General features: G+C 57.9%; 18 protein-coding genes. 5 read left to right on the plus strand and 13 right to left on the minus strand.

Annotated features, from left to right (window positions below; all coding sequences use genetic code 11):
* Positions 1–211 precede the first annotated feature (211 nt).
* Positions 212–3403 (plus strand): ribonuclease E, encoded by a 3192-nt coding sequence (gene rne / locus FFS28_RS20065; protein ID WP_137903796.1) that lies wholly within the window; start codon positions 212–214, stop codon positions 3401–3403.
* Positions 3404–3449: 46 nt separating this feature from the next.
* Here rne and FFS28_RS20070 read toward each other — a convergent pair whose 3' ends face one another.
* Positions 3450–4475, minus strand: a complete 1026-nt coding sequence (locus FFS28_RS20070) for a LysR family transcriptional regulator (RefSeq protein ID WP_502704972.1) — start codon at positions 4473–4475, stop codon at positions 3450–3452.
* Positions 4476–4491: 16 nt separating this feature from the next.
* Here FFS28_RS20070 and FFS28_RS20075 point away from each other — a divergent pair, with 16 nt between their 5' ends.
* Positions 4492–5706: an MFS transporter gene (locus tag FFS28_RS20075; RefSeq protein ID WP_137903797.1), complete on the plus strand. Its 1215-nt coding sequence runs from the start codon at positions 4492–4494 to the stop codon at positions 5704–5706.
* A 78-nt stretch (positions 5707–5784) separates the two neighbouring features.
* On the opposite strand, the gene flgL is transcribed toward FFS28_RS20075, so the two are convergent.
* The 11 genes from flgL to flgB form a co-directional block, all read right to left on the minus strand.
* On the minus strand, positions 5785–6738 hold the full coding sequence (gene flgL, locus FFS28_RS20080; RefSeq protein ID WP_137903798.1) for a flagellar hook-associated protein FlgL: 954 nt from the start codon (positions 6736–6738) through the stop codon (positions 5785–5787).
* Positions 6739–6752: 14 nt separating this feature from the next.
* The gene (gene flgK / locus FFS28_RS20085) at positions 6753–8396 is read right to left on the minus strand and encodes a flagellar hook-associated protein FlgK (protein WP_137903799.1); all 1644 of its coding nucleotides are present in this window, start codon (positions 8394–8396) and stop codon (positions 6753–6755) included.
* A 75-nt stretch (positions 8397–8471) separates the two neighbouring features.
* On the minus strand, positions 8472–9422 hold the full coding sequence (flgJ, locus tag FFS28_RS20090; RefSeq protein ID WP_137903800.1) for a flagellar assembly peptidoglycan hydrolase FlgJ: 951 nt from the start codon (positions 9420–9422) through the stop codon (positions 8472–8474).
* A complete protein-coding gene (locus FFS28_RS20095) occupies positions 9422–10519 on the minus strand; it encodes a flagellar basal body P-ring protein FlgI (RefSeq protein ID WP_058609152.1) in 1098 nt (365 codons plus the stop codon). Before FFS28_RS20095 ends, flgJ begins: the two co-directional genes overlap by 1 nt.
* Positions 10520–10531: 12 nt before the next feature.
* Entirely contained in the window at positions 10532–11230 is a 699-nt protein-coding gene (flgH, locus tag FFS28_RS20100) for a flagellar basal body L-ring protein FlgH (RefSeq protein ID WP_058609153.1), read from the minus strand.
* A gap of 57 nt (positions 11231–11287) precedes the next feature.
* Positions 11288–12070, minus strand: coding sequence for a flagellar basal-body rod protein FlgG (gene flgG, locus FFS28_RS20105; RefSeq protein ID WP_006174667.1), 783 nt, complete (start codon positions 12068–12070; stop codon positions 11288–11290).
* Positions 12071–12081: 11 nt separating this feature from the next.
* Positions 12082–12837, minus strand: a complete 756-nt coding sequence (locus FFS28_RS20110; RefSeq protein WP_058609154.1) for a flagellar basal body rod protein FlgF — start codon at positions 12835–12837, stop codon at positions 12082–12084.
* Positions 12838–12857: 20 nt separating this feature from the next.
* On the minus strand, positions 12858–14066 hold the full coding sequence (gene flgE / locus FFS28_RS20115; RefSeq protein ID WP_137903801.1) for a flagellar hook protein FlgE: 1209 nt from the start codon (positions 14064–14066) through the stop codon (positions 12858–12860).
* A gap of 26 nt (positions 14067–14092) precedes the next feature.
* The gene (gene flgD, locus FFS28_RS20120) at positions 14093–14803 is read right to left on the minus strand and encodes a flagellar hook assembly protein FlgD (protein WP_006174664.1); all 711 of its coding nucleotides are present in this window, start codon (positions 14801–14803) and stop codon (positions 14093–14095) included.
* An 11-nt stretch (positions 14804–14814) separates the two neighbouring features.
* A complete protein-coding gene (gene flgC, locus FFS28_RS20125; protein WP_137903802.1) occupies positions 14815–15219 on the minus strand; it encodes a flagellar basal body rod protein FlgC in 405 nt (134 codons plus the stop codon).
* Positions 15220–15222: 3 nt separating this feature from the next.
* Positions 15223–15639, minus strand: coding sequence for a flagellar basal body rod protein FlgB (gene flgB, locus FFS28_RS20130; protein ID WP_006174662.1), 417 nt, complete (start codon positions 15637–15639; stop codon positions 15223–15225).
* A gap of 157 nt (positions 15640–15796) precedes the next feature.
* Between flgB and flgA the strand changes: the two genes are divergently transcribed.
* The 3 genes from flgA (at position 15797) to flgN (ending at position 17272) form a co-directional block, all read left to right on the plus strand.
* Complete coding sequence (gene flgA, locus FFS28_RS20135) at positions 15797–16456, plus strand: flagellar basal body P-ring formation chaperone FlgA (protein ID WP_137903803.1); 660 nt, start codon at positions 15797–15799, stop codon at positions 16454–16456.
* 92 nt (positions 16457–16548) lie between these two features.
* On the plus strand, positions 16549–16842 hold the full coding sequence (gene flgM, locus FFS28_RS20140) for a flagellar biosynthesis anti-sigma factor FlgM (RefSeq protein ID WP_006174660.1): 294 nt from the start codon (positions 16549–16551) through the stop codon (positions 16840–16842).
* A gap of 4 nt (positions 16843–16846) precedes the next feature.
* Positions 16847–17272, plus strand: coding sequence for a flagella biosynthesis chaperone FlgN (flgN, locus tag FFS28_RS20145; protein ID WP_006174659.1), 426 nt, complete (start codon positions 16847–16849; stop codon positions 17270–17272).
* A 59-nt stretch (positions 17273–17331) separates the two neighbouring features.
* Here the strand turns inward: flgN and murJ are convergent, their stop codons facing one another.
* Positions 17332–18867 (minus strand): murein biosynthesis integral membrane protein MurJ, encoded by a 1536-nt coding sequence (gene murJ, locus FFS28_RS20150; protein WP_088207511.1) that lies wholly within the window; start codon positions 18865–18867, stop codon positions 17332–17334.
* Positions 18868–18909 lie beyond the last annotated feature (42 nt).

The following is an 18909-nucleotide window of genomic DNA, read 5'->3' on the forward strand; positions in this document are numbered from 1 at the left end:
GTTCTCTGGAGAGTTTTACCCAGGCAATTCCCCTGATAATTGCGCTGTGTTTCCGTATGAAATACAGGCAACCGACACTCTGCGCCTCTTAAGCGAGCGACAACCGTGAGGTTGGCGACGTGAATAGACACGAGGCCATCGGTTCATACCCAGGAAAGCGTCACCTTGCCCGCAGCTTAGTCGTCAATGTAAGAATAATGAGTAAGTTACGATGAAAAGAATGTTAATCAACGCAACTCAGCAAGAAGAGTTGCGTGTCGCCCTCGTGGATGGGCAGCGCCTGTACGATCTGGATATCGAAAGTCCTGGACACGAACAGAAAAAAGCGAACATTTACAAAGGCAAGATCACCCGCATTGAACCCAGCCTTGAAGCTGCATTTGTCGATTACGGTGCTGAGCGTCACGGTTTCCTCCCTCTCAAAGAAATTGCCCGCGAATATTTCCCTGCCAACTACAACTCCCATGGTCGTCCGAACATCAAAGATGTTCTGCGCGAAGGCCAGGAAGTTATCGTTCAGATTGATAAAGAAGAACGTGGCAATAAAGGCGCCGCGCTGACCACCTTTATCAGCCTGGCGGGGAGCTATCTGGTTCTGATGCCAAACAACCCGCGTGCGGGTGGTATCTCTCGCCGCATCGAAGGTGATGACCGTACCGAGCTGAAGGAAGCGCTGGCAAGCCTTGAGCTGCCAGACGGCATGGGGCTTATCGTTCGTACCGCAGGCGTGGGCAAATCTGCCGAAGCGCTGCAGTGGGACCTGAGCTTCCGTCTTAAGCACTGGGAAGCCATCCAGAAAGCGGCTGAAAGCCGCCCTGCTCCGTTCCTGATCCACCAGGAAAGCAACGTTATCGTGCGTGCCTTCCGTGACTATCTGCGTCAGGACATCGGCGAAATTCTGATTGATAACCCGAAAGTGCTTGAGCTGGCTCGCCAGCACATTGCCGCGCTGGGTCGTCCGGATTTCACCAGCAAAATCAAACTGTACACCGGTGAAATCCCGCTGTTCAGCCATTATCAGATTGAGTCGCAGATTGAGTCTGCCTTCCAGCGTGAAGTGCGTCTGCCATCCGGCGGCTCTATCGTTATCGATACCACCGAAGCGCTGACCGCTATCGACATCAACTCCGCACGTGCCACGCGCGGCGGTGATATCGAAGAGACCGCGTTCAACACCAACCTTGAAGCCGCTGATGAAATCGCCCGCCAGCTCCGCCTGCGCGACCTGGGTGGTCTGATCGTTATCGACTTCATCGACATGACCCCGGTTCGTCACCAGCGTGCGGTTGAAAACCGTCTGCGTGAAGCGGTGCGTCAGGACCGTGCGCGTATCCAGATTAGCCATATTTCTCGCTTTGGCCTGCTGGAGATGTCACGCCAGCGCCTCAGCCCGTCGCTGGGTGAATCAAGCCACCACGTCTGCCCGCGCTGTTCCGGTACCGGCACCGTACGTGATAACGAATCCCTGTCGCTCTCCATTCTGCGTCTGATTGAAGAAGAAGCGCTGAAAGAGAACACCCAGGAGGTTCACGCGATTGTTCCCGTGCCAATTGCCTCCTACCTGCTGAACGAAAAACGTGCCGCGGTTAGCGCCATTGAAGCGCGTCAGGGCGGCGTACGTTGCATCATCGTGCCAAACGATCAGATGCAAACCCCGCACTACCACGTCCTGCGCGTTCGCAAAGGTGAAGAGACGTCAACACTCAGCTACCTGCTGCCTAAGCTGCATGAAGAAGAGATGGCCCTGCCATCCGATGAAGAACCCGCCGAGCGTAAACTGCCTGAGCAGCCTGCGTTAGCGACCTTCATCATGCCGGAAGCGCCGCCGGAAGCCGCAATGGAAAAACCGGCCGCTAAACCTGCTGTGCAAAAAACCGCGCCAGAAGTGGCGAAAGCCCAGCCGGAACAGCCGGGTCTTCTGAGCCGTATCATCGGTGCGTTGAAGAAAATGTTTGCTGGCGAAGAAGCTCAGCCGGAGCAACCAAAAGAAGCGCCGAAGCAAGCTAAGCCAGAACGTCAGCAGGATCGTCGTAAGCGTCAGAACAACCGCCGCGATCGTAATGACCGCAGTGACCGTAACGAGCGTAATGATCGTAACGAGCGTAATGACCGCAACGAGCGTCGTGACAATCGTGCCGATAACAACGAAGGTCGTGAACCACGCGAAGACAACCGTCGCAACCGTCGCGAGAAGCCACAGCAGAACGTGGAAGATCGTGAAATTCGCCAGCCGGCAGGTGAAGAGTCTGACAAGTCCAAACAGCGTGACGAGCAGCAACCTCGCCGTGAGCGCAGCCGTCGTCGTAACGACGAGAAACGCCAGGCGCAGCAGGAAGTTAAAAGCCTGAACCGCGAAGCACCGGTTGAGCAGCAGGAATCCGAGCAGGAAGAACGCACTCAGGTTATGCCGCGTCGCAAGCCACGCCAGCTCTCACAAAAAGTACGTGTGGGTGCCGTACAGGCGGAAGAGGCTGTGGTTAGCGCAGTGGAAACCACTGAAATCGAAACCGGTACGCAGCTGGCGAAAGTTGACCTGCCTGCCGTGGTCGACACCAACGTTGAGCAGGACGATAACACTGAAGGCCGTGATAACGCCGGTATGCCGCGTCGCTCCCGTCGTTCTCCACGCCATCTGCGTGTGAGCGGTCAGCGTCGTCGTCGCTATCGTGATGAGCGTTACCCAACGCAATCACCGATGCCGCTGACCGTTGCCTGCGCATCGCCGGAAATGGCTTCAGGTAAAGTGTGGATCCGCTATCCGGTTGCCCGTCCGGAGCAGGCTGTTGAAGAACAGGCTGTCACCGAAGAGGTTATCGCACCTGTCGCCACCGTTGAAGATGTTGCGGTGCAAGCGGCTGCCGTTGTCGAACCTCAGGTCGTTGAGCCTCAGGAAGTTGAGCCTCAGGTCGTTGAACCACAGGCCGTTGAAACAGCGCCTCAGACCGTTGATGTTGAAACCACGCACCCTGAAGTGATTTCTGCACCGGTTGAAGCCGCACCGCAGTTCATTGCTGAAGAAGACGCGGTTGTCGCACAAGACGTCGCGCAAGACGCTGAGCCAGCAGCCACTGTCGAAGAAACCGCTGACGTGGTTGTCGAAACCGTTACTGAAGATGTGGTTCAGGACGTCGAACTTGACGTCGAGCCTGTGCGTGAAGCCGAAACCGTGGAAGAGAAAGCGCCAGAGGTGAAACCCGAGCCGGTTGCCGCTGCCGTGACGCCAGCCCACGTGGCCACCGCGCCGATGACGCGTGCTCCTGCACCGGAATATGTGCCGGAAGCGCCGCGCCAGAGCAACTGGGTTCGTCCTGATTTCAACTTTGACGGGAAAGGTTCTGCAGGTGGTCACAGTGCTACGCACCAGGCGACTGCCCCAGCAACCCGCCCACAGTCAGTTGACTAACGCGCGTTAAAGCGAAAAGCCGACCCTCGGGTCGGCTTTTTTATTGCTACTGCGCAGGCTTTGTCATGCCGGCAATGTCTGGCATCACCTGTCGGATCATCTCCAGAAAACGCCGCAAGCGCGCCGGGTAATAACGAGACCAGGGGTAAACCAGATGAACCGGCAGCGCCGCCGGTTGCCACTCCGGCAGCAGATGCACCAACCGCCCTTCCTTAATATCTTCCTGAACCGTCCAGCTTGAGACAACCGCAACGCCCAGCCCTGTTAATGCGGTATTACGCGCCACGTACAGGCTGTCCGTACTCAGGCGCGGCGTAATGGCAATGCGCGCCGGGCGATCGGATTTATCGTCATACAGCTCTACGTGGCGCTGATAGAAGGTACTGATGGCCACCCAAGGAAGATGCTGCAGATCGTCCGGAGATGAGACCGGCGGAAACTGAGCCAGCAGCGAGGGTGCGGCCACCACGCAGCGCGGCACTTCCGCCAGCAAAACCGAGACCGTGGCGGGATCCACCTCGGCCCCGACACGGATAGCACAGTCGAGGTTGTCCCCTAAAAAGTCGACCGATTTATCATTCAGCAACCATTCGACGGAGAGCTGCGGGTAGCGCTGCAAAAACGTCGTCAGGGGCTTCAGAAGCTGATCCTGACCAAAGGCATGCGGGGCCCGCACGCGCAAAACCCCGACCGGCTCATCCTCGTTTTGCCCGACCTCATCCTCCAGCGCCAGCCAACTATCAATCACCCGTCGGGCATGCTGATAGCAGCGTTCGCCGTCGTCGGTGAGCCGGGTCGTATGCGTGGTTCTCACCAGCAGGCGCACGCCCAGCAGCGTCTCAAGGGACTGTAGCCGTCGGCTGACGGTAGCCTGGGTTGTCGAGAGCTGACGCGCGGCCGCCGAGAGAGACCCCGCTTCGACGATTCGCACAAAGGTGCGCATTAACTCAACCCGGTCTATACGCTCTACCCGCTTCATATTTTTATCTGCCATACGTTCAACGTATAAGCGTTTTACCACCGGGCCGTCTACCGTCGCAAGCCGTGCTGATAAAAAATAGCCGCACATGATGAATGAGGAATAACTTATGAACACAACGACTGCCTCCCATGCGGTGAATCGCTGGGTAATTTTCATGCTGGCTCTGGGTGCGGGCTTTAGCGTGGCCGCCATTTACTACGCACAACCCTTACTGCCGCTGATCGGCGCGGACCTGCATCTGAGCATTGAGGGAATGGGCCTGGTCCCCACCCTGACCCAGGCGGGCTATGCGCTGGGGATTTTATTCCTGTTACCCCTGGGCGACCGTCACGATCGCCGGTCGTTAATTTTAATCAAAAGCGCAGCCCTGGCCCTTTTCCTGCTGGGCTGTAGCCTGACCGGGCAACTGCATTCCCTGCTGCTCGCCAGCCTGCTGATTGGCATGGCCGCCACTATGGCACAGGATATTGTCCCTGCCGCGGCGATCCTCGCCCCGGAGGGAAAACAGGGTAAAACGGTCGGCACGGTGATGACCGGCCTGCTGCTGGGGATCCTACTCTCCCGGACAGTGAGCGGTGCCGTCGGTGAAGCCTTCGGCTGGCGGGTCATGTACCAGCTGGCTGCCGCAAGCATCGCCTTTGTAGGCATTATGATGTGGGCGGTACTGCCCCGCTTTGCGGTTCACTCCACGCTCGGCTACCCCGCACTGATGCGCTCGATGGCGCACCTGTGGGGCCGCTATCCGGCGCTGCGCCGGGCAGCGCTGGCGCAGGGCTTCCTGTCGATTGCCTTCAGCGCCTTCTGGTCAACGCTTGCGGTCATGCTGCTCGAACGCTTCCATCTTGGCAGCGCCGTCGCCGGAGGATTTGGGATTGCCGGTGCCGCAGGCGCATTAGCTGCACCGCTAGCAGGCGGACTGGCGGATAAACTCGGGGCCGGAAAAGTCACACAGCTGGGCGCTGCCCTGGTGACCGTGTCATTTGCGCTGATGTTTTTGATGCCTGCCCTTGGGGTTTACGGCCAGCTCATCCTGATTGCCGTTTCTGCCATCGGCTTCGATCTGGGCCTGCAGTCGAGCCTGGTGGCCCATCAGAACCTGGTTTACAGCCTTGAACCGCAGGCGCGCGGACGGCTTAACGCCCTGCTGTTTACGGTGATCTTCATCGGCATGGCGCTTGGCTCAGCGCTGGGGAGTCAGGTCTATACCCTGGCGGGCTGGTCTGGTGTGGTCGCCCTGGCAACGGTGAGCGGAGCCATTGCGCTGGCTATCCGTCTGATTGAAAGCGCGCGTACAGCGGCTTCGCCGGCGGAAGCGGCATAAAAAAAATGCCCAATCCGAATCAGGATTGGGCAGTCAAAACACGCCCAGTTTCAGAACGTGCTCTAATCGGTCAGACTATTATCTGTTCAGCTGGAACAGGGACATGCCCTGCATATCGGTAAACGCTTTATAAGAGGCCTGGAGAGCCGCCTGCTGCATGGTGTACGAGGAGATCGCGGCATTCCAGTCCACATCCACCAGGTCGCTCATCTGCTGCGTTTGCCCCAGCGCGCGATCATCGCCAAGCGCATCCAGTTTATCAAGTTCCGTCAGCTTGGTCCCCAGATCGGCACGCACGGTCAGCACGTTGTCCAGCGCGTTGCTCAGGCCACGGTTCGCCTGGTCAATGCTGTCCGAGATCGCATCCATTTTGGTCTGGTCGCCATCGGTCGGGGTGTTCAGCGCGGCGATAGCCTTATCCAGAATTTTGAACAGGTTCGTTTCAGGCGTACTGCCATCGGGTTCCGGCTTCGCGTTACTGGTAAAGCTGTCAAAAACTTCGGTACCGGTATGGCTGATCTGCATATTACGCGCAGAGTCGACCTGCTGAGAGATGGCCTCAGATCCGCCGTTATAGTCGCCATTGGTCTGATCAAACGGCACGTTGTCGGTCTTATAACCGGCAAAAATATAGCGCCCGTTACCGTCGGTGCTGTTTGCCAGGTTCATCAGCTGATCGCGGATGCCCTTTAAATCGGTTGCAACTGACGCCCGGTCGGTGTCACTTAATGAACCGTTGCCCGCATAGACAATTTTCTCCTGCGCGGACTGGATCGCCGTGGTGACCTGGCCCAGCACGTTCTCTTCCAGAGAGACTTTTTGCGTGGCAAACGTACGCGCTAGCGCGAACTGGCTGTTCTGCGACTGTGCCTGAGACAACACAACCGCCTGTGAGGCCGCGATCGGATCGTCGGACGGGCGGTTCACGCGCTTGCCTGTAGACATCTGTTCGCCATAGCCCAGCCAGCGACTTTGAGAATCGGTGATGCCGCGCATGTTCTGCTCGTACATCATTTGGGTGCTAATACGCATGGATTACCTCGTCGTTAGCGAATATTGATTAACGCATCAAATAGCGTACTGGCCGTTTGCAGCACCTGGGCATTTGCCAGGTAGTACTGCTGGTAGCGCTGAAGGTTGCCGTACTCTTCGTCGAGGTTGACGCCAGAGATAGACTGCTGCTGGTTGCTCAACTGTGTCGCGACATTGGCTTTGGTCTGGCTGCTGGTTTTCAGCGAGGCCGTCGTGCTGCCCACGGTACTGACCAGCGCCGCATAGGCATCGTTGAACGTCTTGTTACCGCCCACCACTTTGCTGTTTTGCAGGTCAACCAGCGCCTTACCGTTACGGTTATCGCTTTCGCCGCCGTCGGCCGCAGAAGCCATGGCAAGCTTAGATTCATCGCTGATCGCCAGACTCATATTGACGATGGTGTTCACGACCGGCTTCACGGTAAAGCTGTCTTTGTTTGCAGCAGTGCCGCTGACGTTCACGGTCAGGCCATCAAAGGTCATCTTACCGCTGGCATCCGGTGTCGCGGTGAAAGAGGTCTTGTCAGAAAGTCGCGTTACCGTCCAGTCCGTGCCGTTGAATTCGAACTTGTAGTCCGTCGCCTGCACCTTTGAACTGTCCGTTACGCTGGCGGTCATCGTTGCGCCTGGTAGTGAGTTTTTGCTGTTGGTCACCACAGCAGGGGAACCCATGTTAAACAGCGCGCCGCCGGCATCGCCGTTAGCATCAAAACCCGCTTCGTGCTGGGTGTTCATCGCGTCCGCAAAGGCCAGCGCCAGCTGGTTGAGGGTGTTACGCGCGTTGTCCAGGTCTTCTGAACGGAACGTTAACAGCCCGCCCAGCGAACCGGTGTTGAGCAATTTTTCAGGAATTTCAACGTTGCCCGCCACGTCATCGACATACGCCACCGTGGTACGCGTAGGATCAGCACTTGATGCGACTGCTGCCAGCTGGTTCGTTTTACTGCCCTGAACCAGGCTGTAACCGTTGCCGAACGAAACGTTGTAGGTGCCGCCGTCCTGAACAGAGACTTCCACCCCAACAATTTTATTCAGCTCGCTGACCAGCTGGTCACGCTGATCGAGCAGGTTGTTTGGCGACGCCCCTGCGCCCACGCCGGTCAGACGAGAAATCTGATCGTTGAGGTTCGCGATTTGCTTCGCGTAGTTATTGATCTGATCGACGCTGGTCGAAATCGCCGTGTTGACCTGAGAATCCTGGTCACGCAGGTATTGATCATTAACCTTGAACTGGTTTACCAGCCCGTCAGCCTTGCCGAGGACCGTCTGGCGCGCAGCCGGATCTTCCGCGTTGCTGACCAGCGTCTGCAAGCTTTTGAAGAAATCCTGCAGCGTGGTGGAAATGGAGTTGGTGGTATCCGAGAGCACATCGTCAATTTTCGACATCTGCTGATAGCGCGTCGTCAGGCCGCTGCTCTGGTTTTGCGCCGCGCGCAGCTGGTTAGTGATAAACGAATCGTACTCACGCTGTACGCCGGAGACATACACCCCGTTACCCACCCAGCCACCGCCGGTCAGGGTGCTGTTCGAGGCGCCCAGAATGGTGGTCTGGCGGGTATACCCTGCCACGTTGTAGCTTGAAATATTGTTACTGACGGTATTAAGTGCCGCCTGTGCAGCACTGAGGCCACTCATGGCGCTGTTAATCAAACTGGACATGGGGGTTCCTTTTAGACTTTCAGACACGCGTCCTGATGAAGGTTATCGGCAGCCTCCACCGGGACTTGAGAACTTTCAGAACAGATTTTCGATATCTGTGCTATAGGCCTTGCTGACCTTCTCACCCATCGATTTCAGCTGCTGGATCATGCTGGTGAGCTTGCGCGCGTAGTTCGGATCGGTCGCGTAGCCGGCATTCTGCAACGCCTGCGCGCCCTGCTCTGGCGTGGCGGCCTGAGTCACGGCGGTATAGCGCGGATTACGGCTCAGCAGGCCCACATAGTCCGACAGGGCTTCAAGGTAGGAGCTGTAGACGCGGAATTTGGCTTTCACCTTCACCGCCGCACCATTCTCGTACTCGGTGGTGGTGATCTCCGTTGTTGGCCCCTTCCAGCTGGAGGTTGCCTTCACGCCAAAGATGTTAAAGCTCGGCTCGCCATTTTCCTTACGGATCTGCCGCTGCCCCCAGCCGGACTCCAGCGCGGCCTGCGCCAGAATCAGGTGATGAGGCACGCCGCTCTGCTGGCTTGCAAGGCGTGCGGGCAGTGAAAGCTGCGCCAGGAAGTCTTTGCTGTCGCCGGTGAGCGGCTCATCGCTGGTCGGCGTTGGCTTCGGAATCGCCTTGCGCACCATCTGCGTCATGGCCTGATTCTGATAACTGGTCACCGTTTCCAGGTCGAACTTCATCGGCACCTGCGGCGGGTTCTCCGGCTGAATGCCCTGCGCGGCTTCGGTCTGTTTGACAATCATGTCGGCCAGACCGAGTCCTTTTCCGGACGTCATCTGCTGCGCAATCTGCTGGTCATACATGCTGGTGTACAGACGCGTTGAGTCGCTGCTGAAAAGCCCGTCTTTCGGCAGGGTCTCACGCATGCTTTTCAACATCATCTGCACGAACATCCCTTCGACCTGACGAGCCACCGGACGGATATTGCCCGCCGGATCTTTCCCGGCGCTGGTTTTCAGCTCGTTAAGCGACTGGGCATCCCAGGCGGCACTGCTCAGCAGTTTGCTATCGGTCAGCATCAGATGATTTCCAGTTTGGCACGCAGACAGCCTGCACTTTGCATCGATTGCAGAATGGACATCAGATCCATCGGCGTCGCGCCGAGCGCATTGAGTGCGCGTACCACGCTGTTCAGGTTAGCGCTGGAGCGCACGCTTTGCAGCGAACCGCCGCTCTGGCGGAGATCGATCTGCGTTTGCGGCGTCACCACCGTCTGACCACCGCCAAACGGCGTGTCCGGCTGGCTGACGTTGGCGCTGCGGTTAACCGTGACCGAAAGGTTGCCCTGCGCCACGGCACAGCTGTCCAGCGACACTTCGCGGTTCATGACCACCGACCCGGTGCGCGAGTTGATAATCACTTTTGCATCCTGCACCGGCACGTTGACTTCCATATTCTGGATGTCTGCCAGCATGCGTACTTGGTTGCTATTGCCCGTCGAGGTGCGGATCTGCACGGTACGGGCATCCAGCGCGGTGGCGCTACCGTAGCCGCGGCTGCGGTTGATGGTGTCCGCAATCTGCTGCGCCATCGTGAAATCTTCGTTGTTCAGCTGCAGGTTAATGGTGTTGCCTGAGCCAAACTGGGTCGGCAGTTCACGTTCGATGATTGCCCCGTTGGTGATACGCCCGCCGTTAAGCTGGTTAACCTGCACGCTGCTGCCCCCCGCCGATGCACCCGCCCCGCCGACCAGGATGTTCCCCTGCGCCAGCGCATACACCTGGCTGTCGACACCTTTAAGCGGGGTCATCAGCAGCGTACCGCCGCGCAGGCTTTTGGCGTTACCCATCGACGAAACCACGACATCGATGGTCTGCCCCTGGCGCGCAAACGCCGGGAAGGAGGCGGTCACCATTACCGCCGCCACGTTTTTCAGCTGCATGTTGGTGCCAGTCGGCACGGTAATACCGAGCTGGGAGAGCATGTTGTTCAGGCTCTGGGTGGTAAACGGCGTCTGGGTGGTCTGGTCGCCCGTCCCGTCCAGCCCCACGACCAGTCCATAGCCGATCAGTGAGTTTTCTCGCACGCCCTGTACGCTTGTGAGATCGCGAATGCGGTCGGCGTGGGCGCAGGTCGCGCCCAGAGCCAACACCATGGCGAAGAGGAATTTATACATAGGTCACCTCGCTTACATCGGCGATAAGTTAAGGAAGAAGCGCTGCAGCCAGCCCATGTTTTGCGCTTCGTTGATGTAGCCGTTGCCGACGTACTCAATGCGCGCATCCGCCACCTGAGTGGACGGCACGGTATTGGTGCCACTGATGGTGCGAGGGTTAACCACACCGGAGAAGCGGATGAACTCAGTGCCCTGATTGATCGCGATCTGCTTTTCACCCACAACGTGTAAATTGCCGTTAACCAGAACCTGGTCAACCGTGACCGTCAGCGTACCGCTGAAGGTATTGCTGGCGTTCGCGCCACCTTTACCATTAAAGGTATTGCCGCCAGACGCCTCGACATCGGCACGCGCATTGCCAAACAGGCCCTGCAGGTAGCGAGGAACGGTATCGAAGCCAAAATTGGTTTTGCCATCGCGGCTGGCATTGGCAGACGAGCTTTTGCTCGCGCTGACGTTTTCCTGCAGCACAATGGTCAAGGTATCGCCGATATTACGCGGGCGACGGTCTTCAAACAGCGGCTGATAACCGTAGTTAATCGGCTGCGCGGTCTGGAAAATGGAGCCGTTCACAACGGGCGCGGGGCCAGGAACGGGTTGGGCGGTAGTCGCACCCTGCACCAACGGTTTAGACGGGATCCAGGCACATCCGCTGAGGGTGACGGCCAGAACGGTCAGTATTGGATAACGAAACGCCGCGTTTTTTTGCATTGCCTTCATCTTTGAAAAAAGGGCACCGGCGCGGCGTTCACCGCACCGGGCGACCCCTTAGAGTTGCGTCAGTTTTTGCAGCATCTGGTCGGTCGTCGACACTGCTTTACTGTTAATTTCATACGCGCGCTGGACCTGGATCATATTCACCAGCTCTTCCGCAACGTTGACGTTAGAGGTTTCGACATAGCCCTGGTACAGCAGACCCGCGCCGTTGAGGCCTGGCGTACTTTCATTTGGCGTACCGGAGGATTGCGTCTCGGTGTAGAGGTTCTCACCAATGCTTTCCAGACCGGTATCGTTCATGAAGGTGGTCAGGTTGAGCTGCCCAACCTGAACCGGGGCCGCCTGGCCCTGCTGGGTCACGCTCACCACGCCGTCACGGCCAATGGTGATGCTCAGGGCGTTGGCCGGGATGGTAATCGCAGGCTGCACCTGGAAACCGCCCGCCGTGACCAGCTGGCCGTTCTGATCCACCTGGAAGGAGCCGTCGCGGGTATACGCCGAGGTTCCGTCAGGCAATTGGATCTGGAAGAAACCCTGGCCTTTGATCGCCACATCTTTGCTGTTGTTGGTCTGGGACAGGTTGCCCTGGCTGTGCAGACGCTCGGTGGCAACCGGGCGTACGCCGGTACCAATCTGCAAACCGGACGGCAGCGTCGTTTGCTCAGAAGACTGCGCACCCGGCTGGCGAATGGTTTGGTAAAGCAAATCTTCGAATACCGCGCGCTGACGCTTAAACCCATTGGTGCTGACGTTTGCCAGGTTGTTGGCAATCACGTCCATATTGGTTTGCTGTGCGTCGAGGCCGGTTTTCGCGATCCATAAAGAACTGATCATAGGAAGTCCTGTTAACTCATTGCCAGAAGTTGGTTAGCTTTGTTCGCGTTTTCATCGACGCTGCTGATGATCTTCATCTGCATTTCAAAGCGACGCGCGCTGGCGATCATATCGGTCATGGCTTCGACCGGCTTGACGTTACTGCCTTCCAGCACGCCCGACATGACGCGGATGCTCGGGTCGGCCTGTAGCGTCGCACCGCGCGTCGCCTGGGTCGCCTGGGTCAGACGGAACATCCCGTCATCGCCACGCTGTACTTCCCGTGCGTCGGCTTTAACCAGCTTCAGACGTCCGACGGGCGCAACGGTGTTCGCCGGGTCGCCCGGGTTTAACGCCGAGATCGTCCCGTCTGCCGCGATGGTCAGCTCTGAGCCTTCAGGCACGGTCAGCGGACCGGCTTCGCCCATGACCGGATGCCCCTGGATGGTCAACTGCCCGGTCGCGCTCACCTGGATATTACCGTTGCGGGTATACCCTTCGCTGCCGTCTGCCGTCTGCACGGCCAGCCAGCCATCCTGCTGCAGCGCCACGTCGAGCGGACGCGAGGTGTAGTCCATCTGGCCCGGCGTCATATCCGCACCGGGCGTGGAGGCTGTGACCAGCGTACGCGTCGGCAGAGAAAGCCCTTCTACCGGCACCGCGCGCAGCGCATTCAGCTGCGCACGAAAGCCGGGCGTGGAGGCGTTGGCCAGGTTGCTGGCGGTAACGGCCTGCTGATTGAGCGTCTGGCTTGCCGCGCCCATCGCCGTATATATTGCGTGATCCATTGCGCGTTCCTGTTAGCCGCTTAACGCAGGTTAACCAGCGTGTTGAGGATCTGATCCTGGGTTTTGATGGTCTGCGCGTTCGACTGGTAGTTACGTTGCGCGACGATCATGTTCACCAGCTCTTTACTCAGATCCACGTTCGAGGCTTCCAGCGCGCCGTTCGTCAGCGTACCGAAGTTACCGGAACCCGCCGTACCCAGCAGCGCCACGCCGGAAGACTGCGTTGCAGACCAGACGTTGTCCCCTTCTGACTTCAGCCCTTCGTTGTTGGCGAAGTTTGCCAGCACGATCTGACCCAGTACCTGAGTCTGTTCGTTGGAGTAGTTACCCACCACGGAGCCGTCATCGTTGATCTGGTAGCTCACCAGATCGCCCGGCTTATAGCCGTTCTGGTTGGTCGCCACGATGTTGTTTGCACCGGTGTTTTGCTGCATGGAGTTTGCGAAGCTCATCGCGAACGTGGCCGGGGTTGCGCCGGTCACCGTCGCCGTGGTGATATTGACATTGCCGCCGCCGGTCAGTACGCCGCTGGCGTTAAAGGTCAGCGTGGTCGCCAGAGAGACCGGGCTGCCCGCCACGCTTCCGTCCTGGGCATACACTTTCCAGGAGTTAGCCGGCGTCGCGTCCTTGACGTAATACAGGTTCATGTTGTGCGCATTACCCTGGCTGTCAAAAACAGTGACGGTCCCTTTTTTGTTATAGGTATCCGGGTTAGTCGCATCGAACGCGGTAGTTGGCGCGGTATCGGTGGAGTTGAGGTTGATCTGCTGGGACGCCGTGGTGGTGGACTTCGCCGCCATCAGCGTGGTCGGAATGCTGATCGCCTGCGGGTTCGCACCGGTCTGCACGGTTGGTGGTGTACCCGCCACCGGGTAGCCGGTCAGCTGCAGGCCCTGCATGTTCACCAGATTACGGTTTTCATCCAGTTTGAACTGGCCGTTACGGCTATAGAAGACAGAACCGTTTGCATCCACCATGCGGAAGAAACCGTTCTGGCTGATCGCCACGTCCAGACCGCGACCGGTATTGGTGGTGGTGCCGTCGGTGAAGTCCTGAGTGATGCCAGCAACTTTCACACCCAGGCCGACTTTGGAACCGGCAAACATGTCGGCGAATGAGGCGGAGCCGGATTTAAAACCATAGGTCGCGGAGTTGGCGATGTTGTTGCCAATGACGTCCAGGTTGGTGGCCGCAGCATTCAGGCCGCTGACCGCTTGAGAAAAGGCCATGACTTACTCCTGATAAGTGTTAAGGCTTAGATAATCTGCCGAACTTCGTCGAGCGTGGTGGTACCCGAGGTACCCAAATCCAGTTTGTTGCCGTCGCTACCTCTGATCACGCCCTGAACCAGCGCGAACTGCAGCGGCTGGGCGACCAGCTGGGTGGTTCCGTTGCTGGCGCTGATCGCGACCTTATACGAACCGTTTGGTGCCGTGGTGCCGTCCGTCATGCTGCCATCCCAGGTGAAGGTATGGACGCCCGCTTTCAGTTCACCAATATCAATGGTGCGAACCACCGCGCCGTTGGCATCGGTGATGGTCGCCGTCACTTTGTCCGCCGGCTGCTGGAGTTCAACCCCAAACGGCGTGGTGGACGTGGTGGTGTTGCCATCGGTTGTGGAGCTGCCCGCGAGGATCGTCGTGCCCGGGATCATCACCCCGTGGCCAATCAGGTTCGCCGCCTGCAGCGACTGGCTGCTGTCGATTTGCCCGGAGACCGAGCCAAGCGTGGTGTTGAGCTTTTCAATGCCGCTAACGGTGCTGATCTGCGCAAGCTGCGTGGTCAGTTCGTTGTTCTGCATTGGGTTGGTCGGGTCCTGGTTTTTCAGCTGGGCCACCAGCAGCGTCAGAAAGCTGCTTTGCAGATCGCTGGCGTTGCTTCCCGTCAGGGAGCTGGAGCCCGTGGCACTGCTGGTGCCGCCGACACCCGAGTTTGTCGGGTCATTCACATTTACGGCAATGGACATTCGTGTCTCCTTTACTGGCCGAGAGTGAGTGTTTTGAGCATCATGCTCTTCACGGTATTAAGCACTTCGACGTTTGCCTGATAGCTGCGCGAGGCGGACATGGAGTTCACCATTTCACCCACGACGTCCACGTTCGGCATTTTCACGTACCCGTTGGCGTCCGCGAGCGGATTACCCGGCTCATACACCAGCTTGTCCGGTACCTGGCTCTCCACCACATCAGAAACTTTCACGCCGCCCGTCGCCGCGCCCGGTGCAGCATCCACCTGAAAGACCACCTGTTTCGCACGATAAGGCTGTCCGTCAGGACCGGCCACGCTGTCGGCGTTCGCCAGGTTACTGGCCGCGACGTTAAGGCGTTTGGACTGCGCCGTTAGCGCCGATCCGGCGATATCAAAAATGTTCAGCAAGGCCATTTATCAGTTGCCCCCCTGCAGGACGTTCATCATGCCTTTGATCTGCCCGCCGAGAACGGTCAGGCCCATCTGGTACTTCAGGCTGTTGTCGGCAAACTGTGTGCGCTCCCGGTCCATGTCGACGGTGTTACCGTCAAGCGAGGGCTGATCGGGAATGCGGTAAAGTAAATCGGCTGTCGGTGCGGTCATTGCCTGAGCGGGAATGTGGCGTGAGGATGTCATGGCAAGTGCCACACCCGTTCCTTCGGCACGTCCACGCTCCATCACTTTTTTAAGCTCACTGGAAAAATCAATATCGCGCGCCTGGTACCCTGGGGTATCGGCGTTGGCAATATTGGCGGCTAAGATTTCCTGCCGCTGGGCGCGTAAATTGAGCGCTTCCTGCTGAAAACGTAGCGCGGCATCGAGTTTATCGAGCATGTCTCCTCCGCTGATGGGAAAATTTCAGTTCACAGCTTAAATCTCAACCCGTCACCCCTATCGAAGGAATAAGCGCAAAATGCGTCGCTATTTATTGCGTTGATGGAAATCCACTGCGGGTAAAATCCTTCAAACTCTGGACACGGTGGAACTTGCGATGCGGACGTTAACGAAAGGCCTGGCGGCAACCTTACTGTTTTTAAGCCCACTGGCGCAGGCAGAAGATTTGCAGGCACAGCTCAACGCTTATTTTGCCCAGCAGCTGGCCGGTTTTAGCGATGAAGTGACCGTCAGCGTACGCATGCCGCCCAACCTTCTGCCGTCCTGCGAAACCCCCTCTTTCAGCGTGACCGGCAGCGCAAAGCTGTGGGGCAATGTGAACGTGCAGGCCCGCTGTCCGAATGAAAAACGCTATTTGCAGGTTGCGGTTCAGGCGACGGGGAATTATGTTGTCGCCGCTCAGCCGATTGTTCGGGGAAGCCAGCTGCAGGCCAGCAGCGTGACGTTAAAACGCGGCCGTCTTGACCAGTTGCCTCCGCGAACGATGCTGGATATTAACCAGGCGCAGGACGCCGTAAGCCTGCGGGACGTTGCCCCAGGCCAGCCAATCCAGCTCTCGATGATCCGTCAGGCGTGGCGGGTGAAGGCGGGTCAGCAGGTGATGGTTGTGGCTAACGGTGACGGCTTTAGCATCAACAGTGAAGGGAAGGCATTGAACAATGCGGCCGTGGCGCAAAATGCCCGGGTAAGAATGTCCTCGGGCCAGGTGGTCAGTGGAACCGTCGGTTCTGATGGGAATATTCTGATTAACCTATAATCTTTTAAAGATTTCGCGGCGACTGCCGATAAATAATCAACAAATGATGATGTCAGGCGCAAACGCCGCGAACCCTCGATGAGGACACCACTATGAGCATTGATCGTACATCAGCCCTGAAGCCGGTTAGCACTGTACAGCCTCGCGAAACGAATGACGCTACGCCACAGAAAGCGCGTCTGGAAAAACCGTCCACGGCCCACAGCACCAGCGTGACCCTCAGCGACGCTCAGGCCAAACTGATGCAGCCCGGCAGCAACGACATCAACATGGAACGTGTTGAAGCGTTGAAAACGGCGATCCGTAACGGCGAACTGAAAATGGACACCAGCAAAATTGCTGATGCGCTGATTCAGGATGCACAGAGTTTCCTGCAGAGTAACTAACCGTATGAGTCGACTGTCAGAAATACTGGATCAAATGACGGTTGTCCTGAATGACCTGAAAACGGTTATGGACGCAGAACAGCAGCACCTGTCTTCCGGACAGGTCAACGGCAGTGCGTTACAACGCATTACCGAAGATAAAAGTTCGCTGCTGGCGACGCTGGACTATCTCGAGCAGCAACGTCGTGCAGAGCAAGATCCTCAGCGCAGCGCCAACGATGAGATCCTTGAGCGCTGGCAGACCATTACTGAAAAAACCCAGCACCTTCGCGATCTCAACCAGCACAATGGCTGGCTGCTGGAAGGGCAGATTATTCGTAATCAGCAGGCGCTTGAGGTTTTAAAACCGCATAAAGAGACAGGTCTGTATGGTGCAGATGGTCAGGCATCCAGCGCGCGCGTAACGGGCGGGAAAAAGATTTCGATTTGACGCGTTAGCGCCACATCATCAAATGGGGAGCACCTTTCGGTGAACTCCCCTTTTTGCGTTTATACCGTGCGGCGGGCGAACTCTTTGACTTTGAATCCCAGCACCGCAAGCGTTGCGAAGTAAGCCACTACGCCGACTGCCACGACGGCCATCAAGCGCATGAGACGCAATGGCATGGTCCCCTGCGACCACTCAGGCATCACATACAGCATGCCGATCAGCGCCGCCGCCATCACCAGTACCGCAATGACCAGACGGATCAGGAAGCGCATCCAGCCGGGCTGCGGGGTAAAGATATCCTGCTTACGCAGCTGCCAGTAGAGCAGGCCGGCGTTCAGACAGGCCGCCAGACCAATCGATAGCGACAGCCCGGCATGCTTCAGCGGGCCAATGAAGGCCAGGTTCATCAGCTGGGTCATAATCAGCGTCACGATGGCAATTTTCACCGGCGTTTTGATGTCCTGACGTGAATAGAACCCCGGCGCCAGAACTTTCACCACAATCAGCCCCATCAGGCCGACCGAGTAGGCCACCAGCGCCCGCTGGGTCATGGCGGCGTCAAACGCGGTAAACTTGCCGTACTGGAACAGCGACACGGTGAGCGGTTTCGCCAGAATGCCGAGCGCCACCGCGCTTGGCAGCGCCAGCAGGAAGCAAAGACGCAGGCCCCAGTCCATTAAACGGCAATATTCATCATGGTTGCCGCTGGCAAAACTTTTCGACAGCGACGGCAGCAGGATGGTCCCCAGCGCCACGCCCAGGACTCCAGACGGGAACTCCATCAGACGGTCTGCGTAGTACATCCACGAAACCGAGCCGGAGACCAGGAAAGAGGCGAAAATGGTGTTGATGATAAGGGAGATCTGGCTGACGGAAACGCCGAGAATCGCCGGCCCCATCTGCTTGATCACCCGCATCGCTCCGGCATCCTTGAAACTGACGCGCGGCAGGACCAGCATGCCAATCTTTTTGAGATGCGGAAGCTGGTAGGCAAGCTGAAGCACGCCGCCTACGGTCACGGCCCAGGCCAGCGCCAGCACCGGCGGGTTGAAGTGCGGCGCCGCGAACAGAGCAAACCCGATCATGCTGACGTTAAGGAACGTCGGCGCAAACGCCGGAACGGAAAACCGGTTCCAGGTGTTAAGGATGGCCCCCACCAGCGAGGCGAGCGAGATCAGCAGGATATAAGGAAAGGTAATGCGCAGCAGTTGGCTGGTCAGGGCAAATTTATCGGCCGTATCGGCAAAACCGGGGGCAGTTACCATGATCACCCACGGTGCCGCCAGCATCCCAACAACCGTAACCACGGCGAGCGCCAGCGTTAACAGGCCCGAGACGTAGGCCACGAAGACGCGCGTGGCATCTTCGCCCTGCTTGCTTTTGTATTCCGCAAGGATTGGCACGAACGCCTGCGAGAAAGCCCCTTCTGCAAAAATACGGCGCAGCAGGTTCGGTAACTTGAATGCGACGAAAAAGGCGTCAGTTGCCATCCCTGCGCCAAAAACCCGTGCCACAATGGCATCGCGTGCAAAGCCCAGCACGCGAGAAAACATGGTCATCGAGCTGACTGCCGCCAGCGATTTTAATAAGTTCATTAACGTGAATTTCCACAACCATACGGCAAAACGCCTGCAGTG

Origin of the sequence: Enterobacter sp. 2VL (assembly GCF_005503595.1) — a bacterium.
GTDB classification, from domain to species: domain Bacteria; phylum Pseudomonadota; class Gammaproteobacteria; order Enterobacterales; family Enterobacteriaceae; genus Enterobacter; species Enterobacter cancerogenus.

What these genes read in the sequence shown, in the direction of transcription:
- rne (WP_137903796.1), top strand. Translation starts at nt 212, where the DNA reads ATGAAAAGAATGTTAATCAACGCAACTCAGCAAGAAGAGTTGCGTGTC.
- FFS28_RS20075 (WP_137903797.1), top strand. Translation starts at nt 4,492, where the DNA reads ATGAACACAACGACTGCCTCCCATGCGGTGAATCGCTGGGTAATTTTC.
- flgL (WP_137903798.1), bottom strand. Translation starts at nt 6,738, where the DNA reads ATGCGTATTAGCACCCAAATGATGTACGAGCAGAACATGCGCGGCATC.
- flgK (WP_137903799.1), bottom strand. Translation starts at nt 8,396, where the DNA reads ATGTCCAGTTTGATTAACAGCGCCATGAGTGGCCTCAGTGCTGCACAG.
- flgJ (WP_137903800.1), bottom strand. Translation starts at nt 9,422, where the DNA reads ATGCTGACCGATAGCAAACTGCTGAGCAGTGCCGCCTGGGATGCCCAG.
- FFS28_RS20095 (WP_058609152.1), bottom strand. Translation starts at nt 10,519, where the DNA reads ATGTATAAATTCCTCTTCGCCATGGTGTTGGCTCTGGGCGCGACCTGC.
- flgH (WP_058609153.1), bottom strand. Translation starts at nt 11,230, where the DNA reads ATGCAAAAAAACGCGGCGTTTCGTTATCCAATACTGACCGTTCTGGCC.
- flgG (WP_006174667.1), bottom strand. Translation starts at nt 12,070, where the DNA reads ATGATCAGTTCTTTATGGATCGCGAAAACCGGCCTCGACGCACAGCAA.
- FFS28_RS20110 (WP_058609154.1), bottom strand. Translation starts at nt 12,837, where the DNA reads ATGGATCACGCAATATATACGGCGATGGGCGCGGCAAGCCAGACGCTC.
- flgE (WP_137903801.1), bottom strand. Translation starts at nt 14,066, where the DNA reads ATGGCCTTTTCTCAAGCGGTCAGCGGCCTGAATGCTGCGGCCACCAAC.
- flgD (WP_006174664.1), bottom strand. Translation starts at nt 14,803, where the DNA reads ATGTCCATTGCCGTAAATGTGAATGACCCGACAAACTCGGGTGTCGGC.
- flgC (WP_137903802.1), bottom strand. Translation starts at nt 15,219, where the DNA reads ATGGCCTTGCTGAACATTTTTGATATCGCCGGATCGGCGCTAACGGCG.
- flgB (WP_006174662.1), bottom strand. Translation starts at nt 15,639, where the DNA reads ATGCTCGATAAACTCGATGCCGCGCTACGTTTTCAGCAGGAAGCGCTC.
- flgA (WP_137903803.1), top strand. Translation starts at nt 15,797, where the DNA reads ATGCGGACGTTAACGAAAGGCCTGGCGGCAACCTTACTGTTTTTAAGC.
- flgM (WP_006174660.1), top strand. Translation starts at nt 16,549, where the DNA reads ATGAGCATTGATCGTACATCAGCCCTGAAGCCGGTTAGCACTGTACAG.
- flgN (WP_006174659.1), top strand. Translation starts at nt 16,847, where the DNA reads ATGAGTCGACTGTCAGAAATACTGGATCAAATGACGGTTGTCCTGAAT.
- murJ (WP_088207511.1), bottom strand. Translation starts at nt 18,867, where the DNA reads ATGAACTTATTAAAATCGCTGGCGGCAGTCAGCTCGATGACCATGTTT.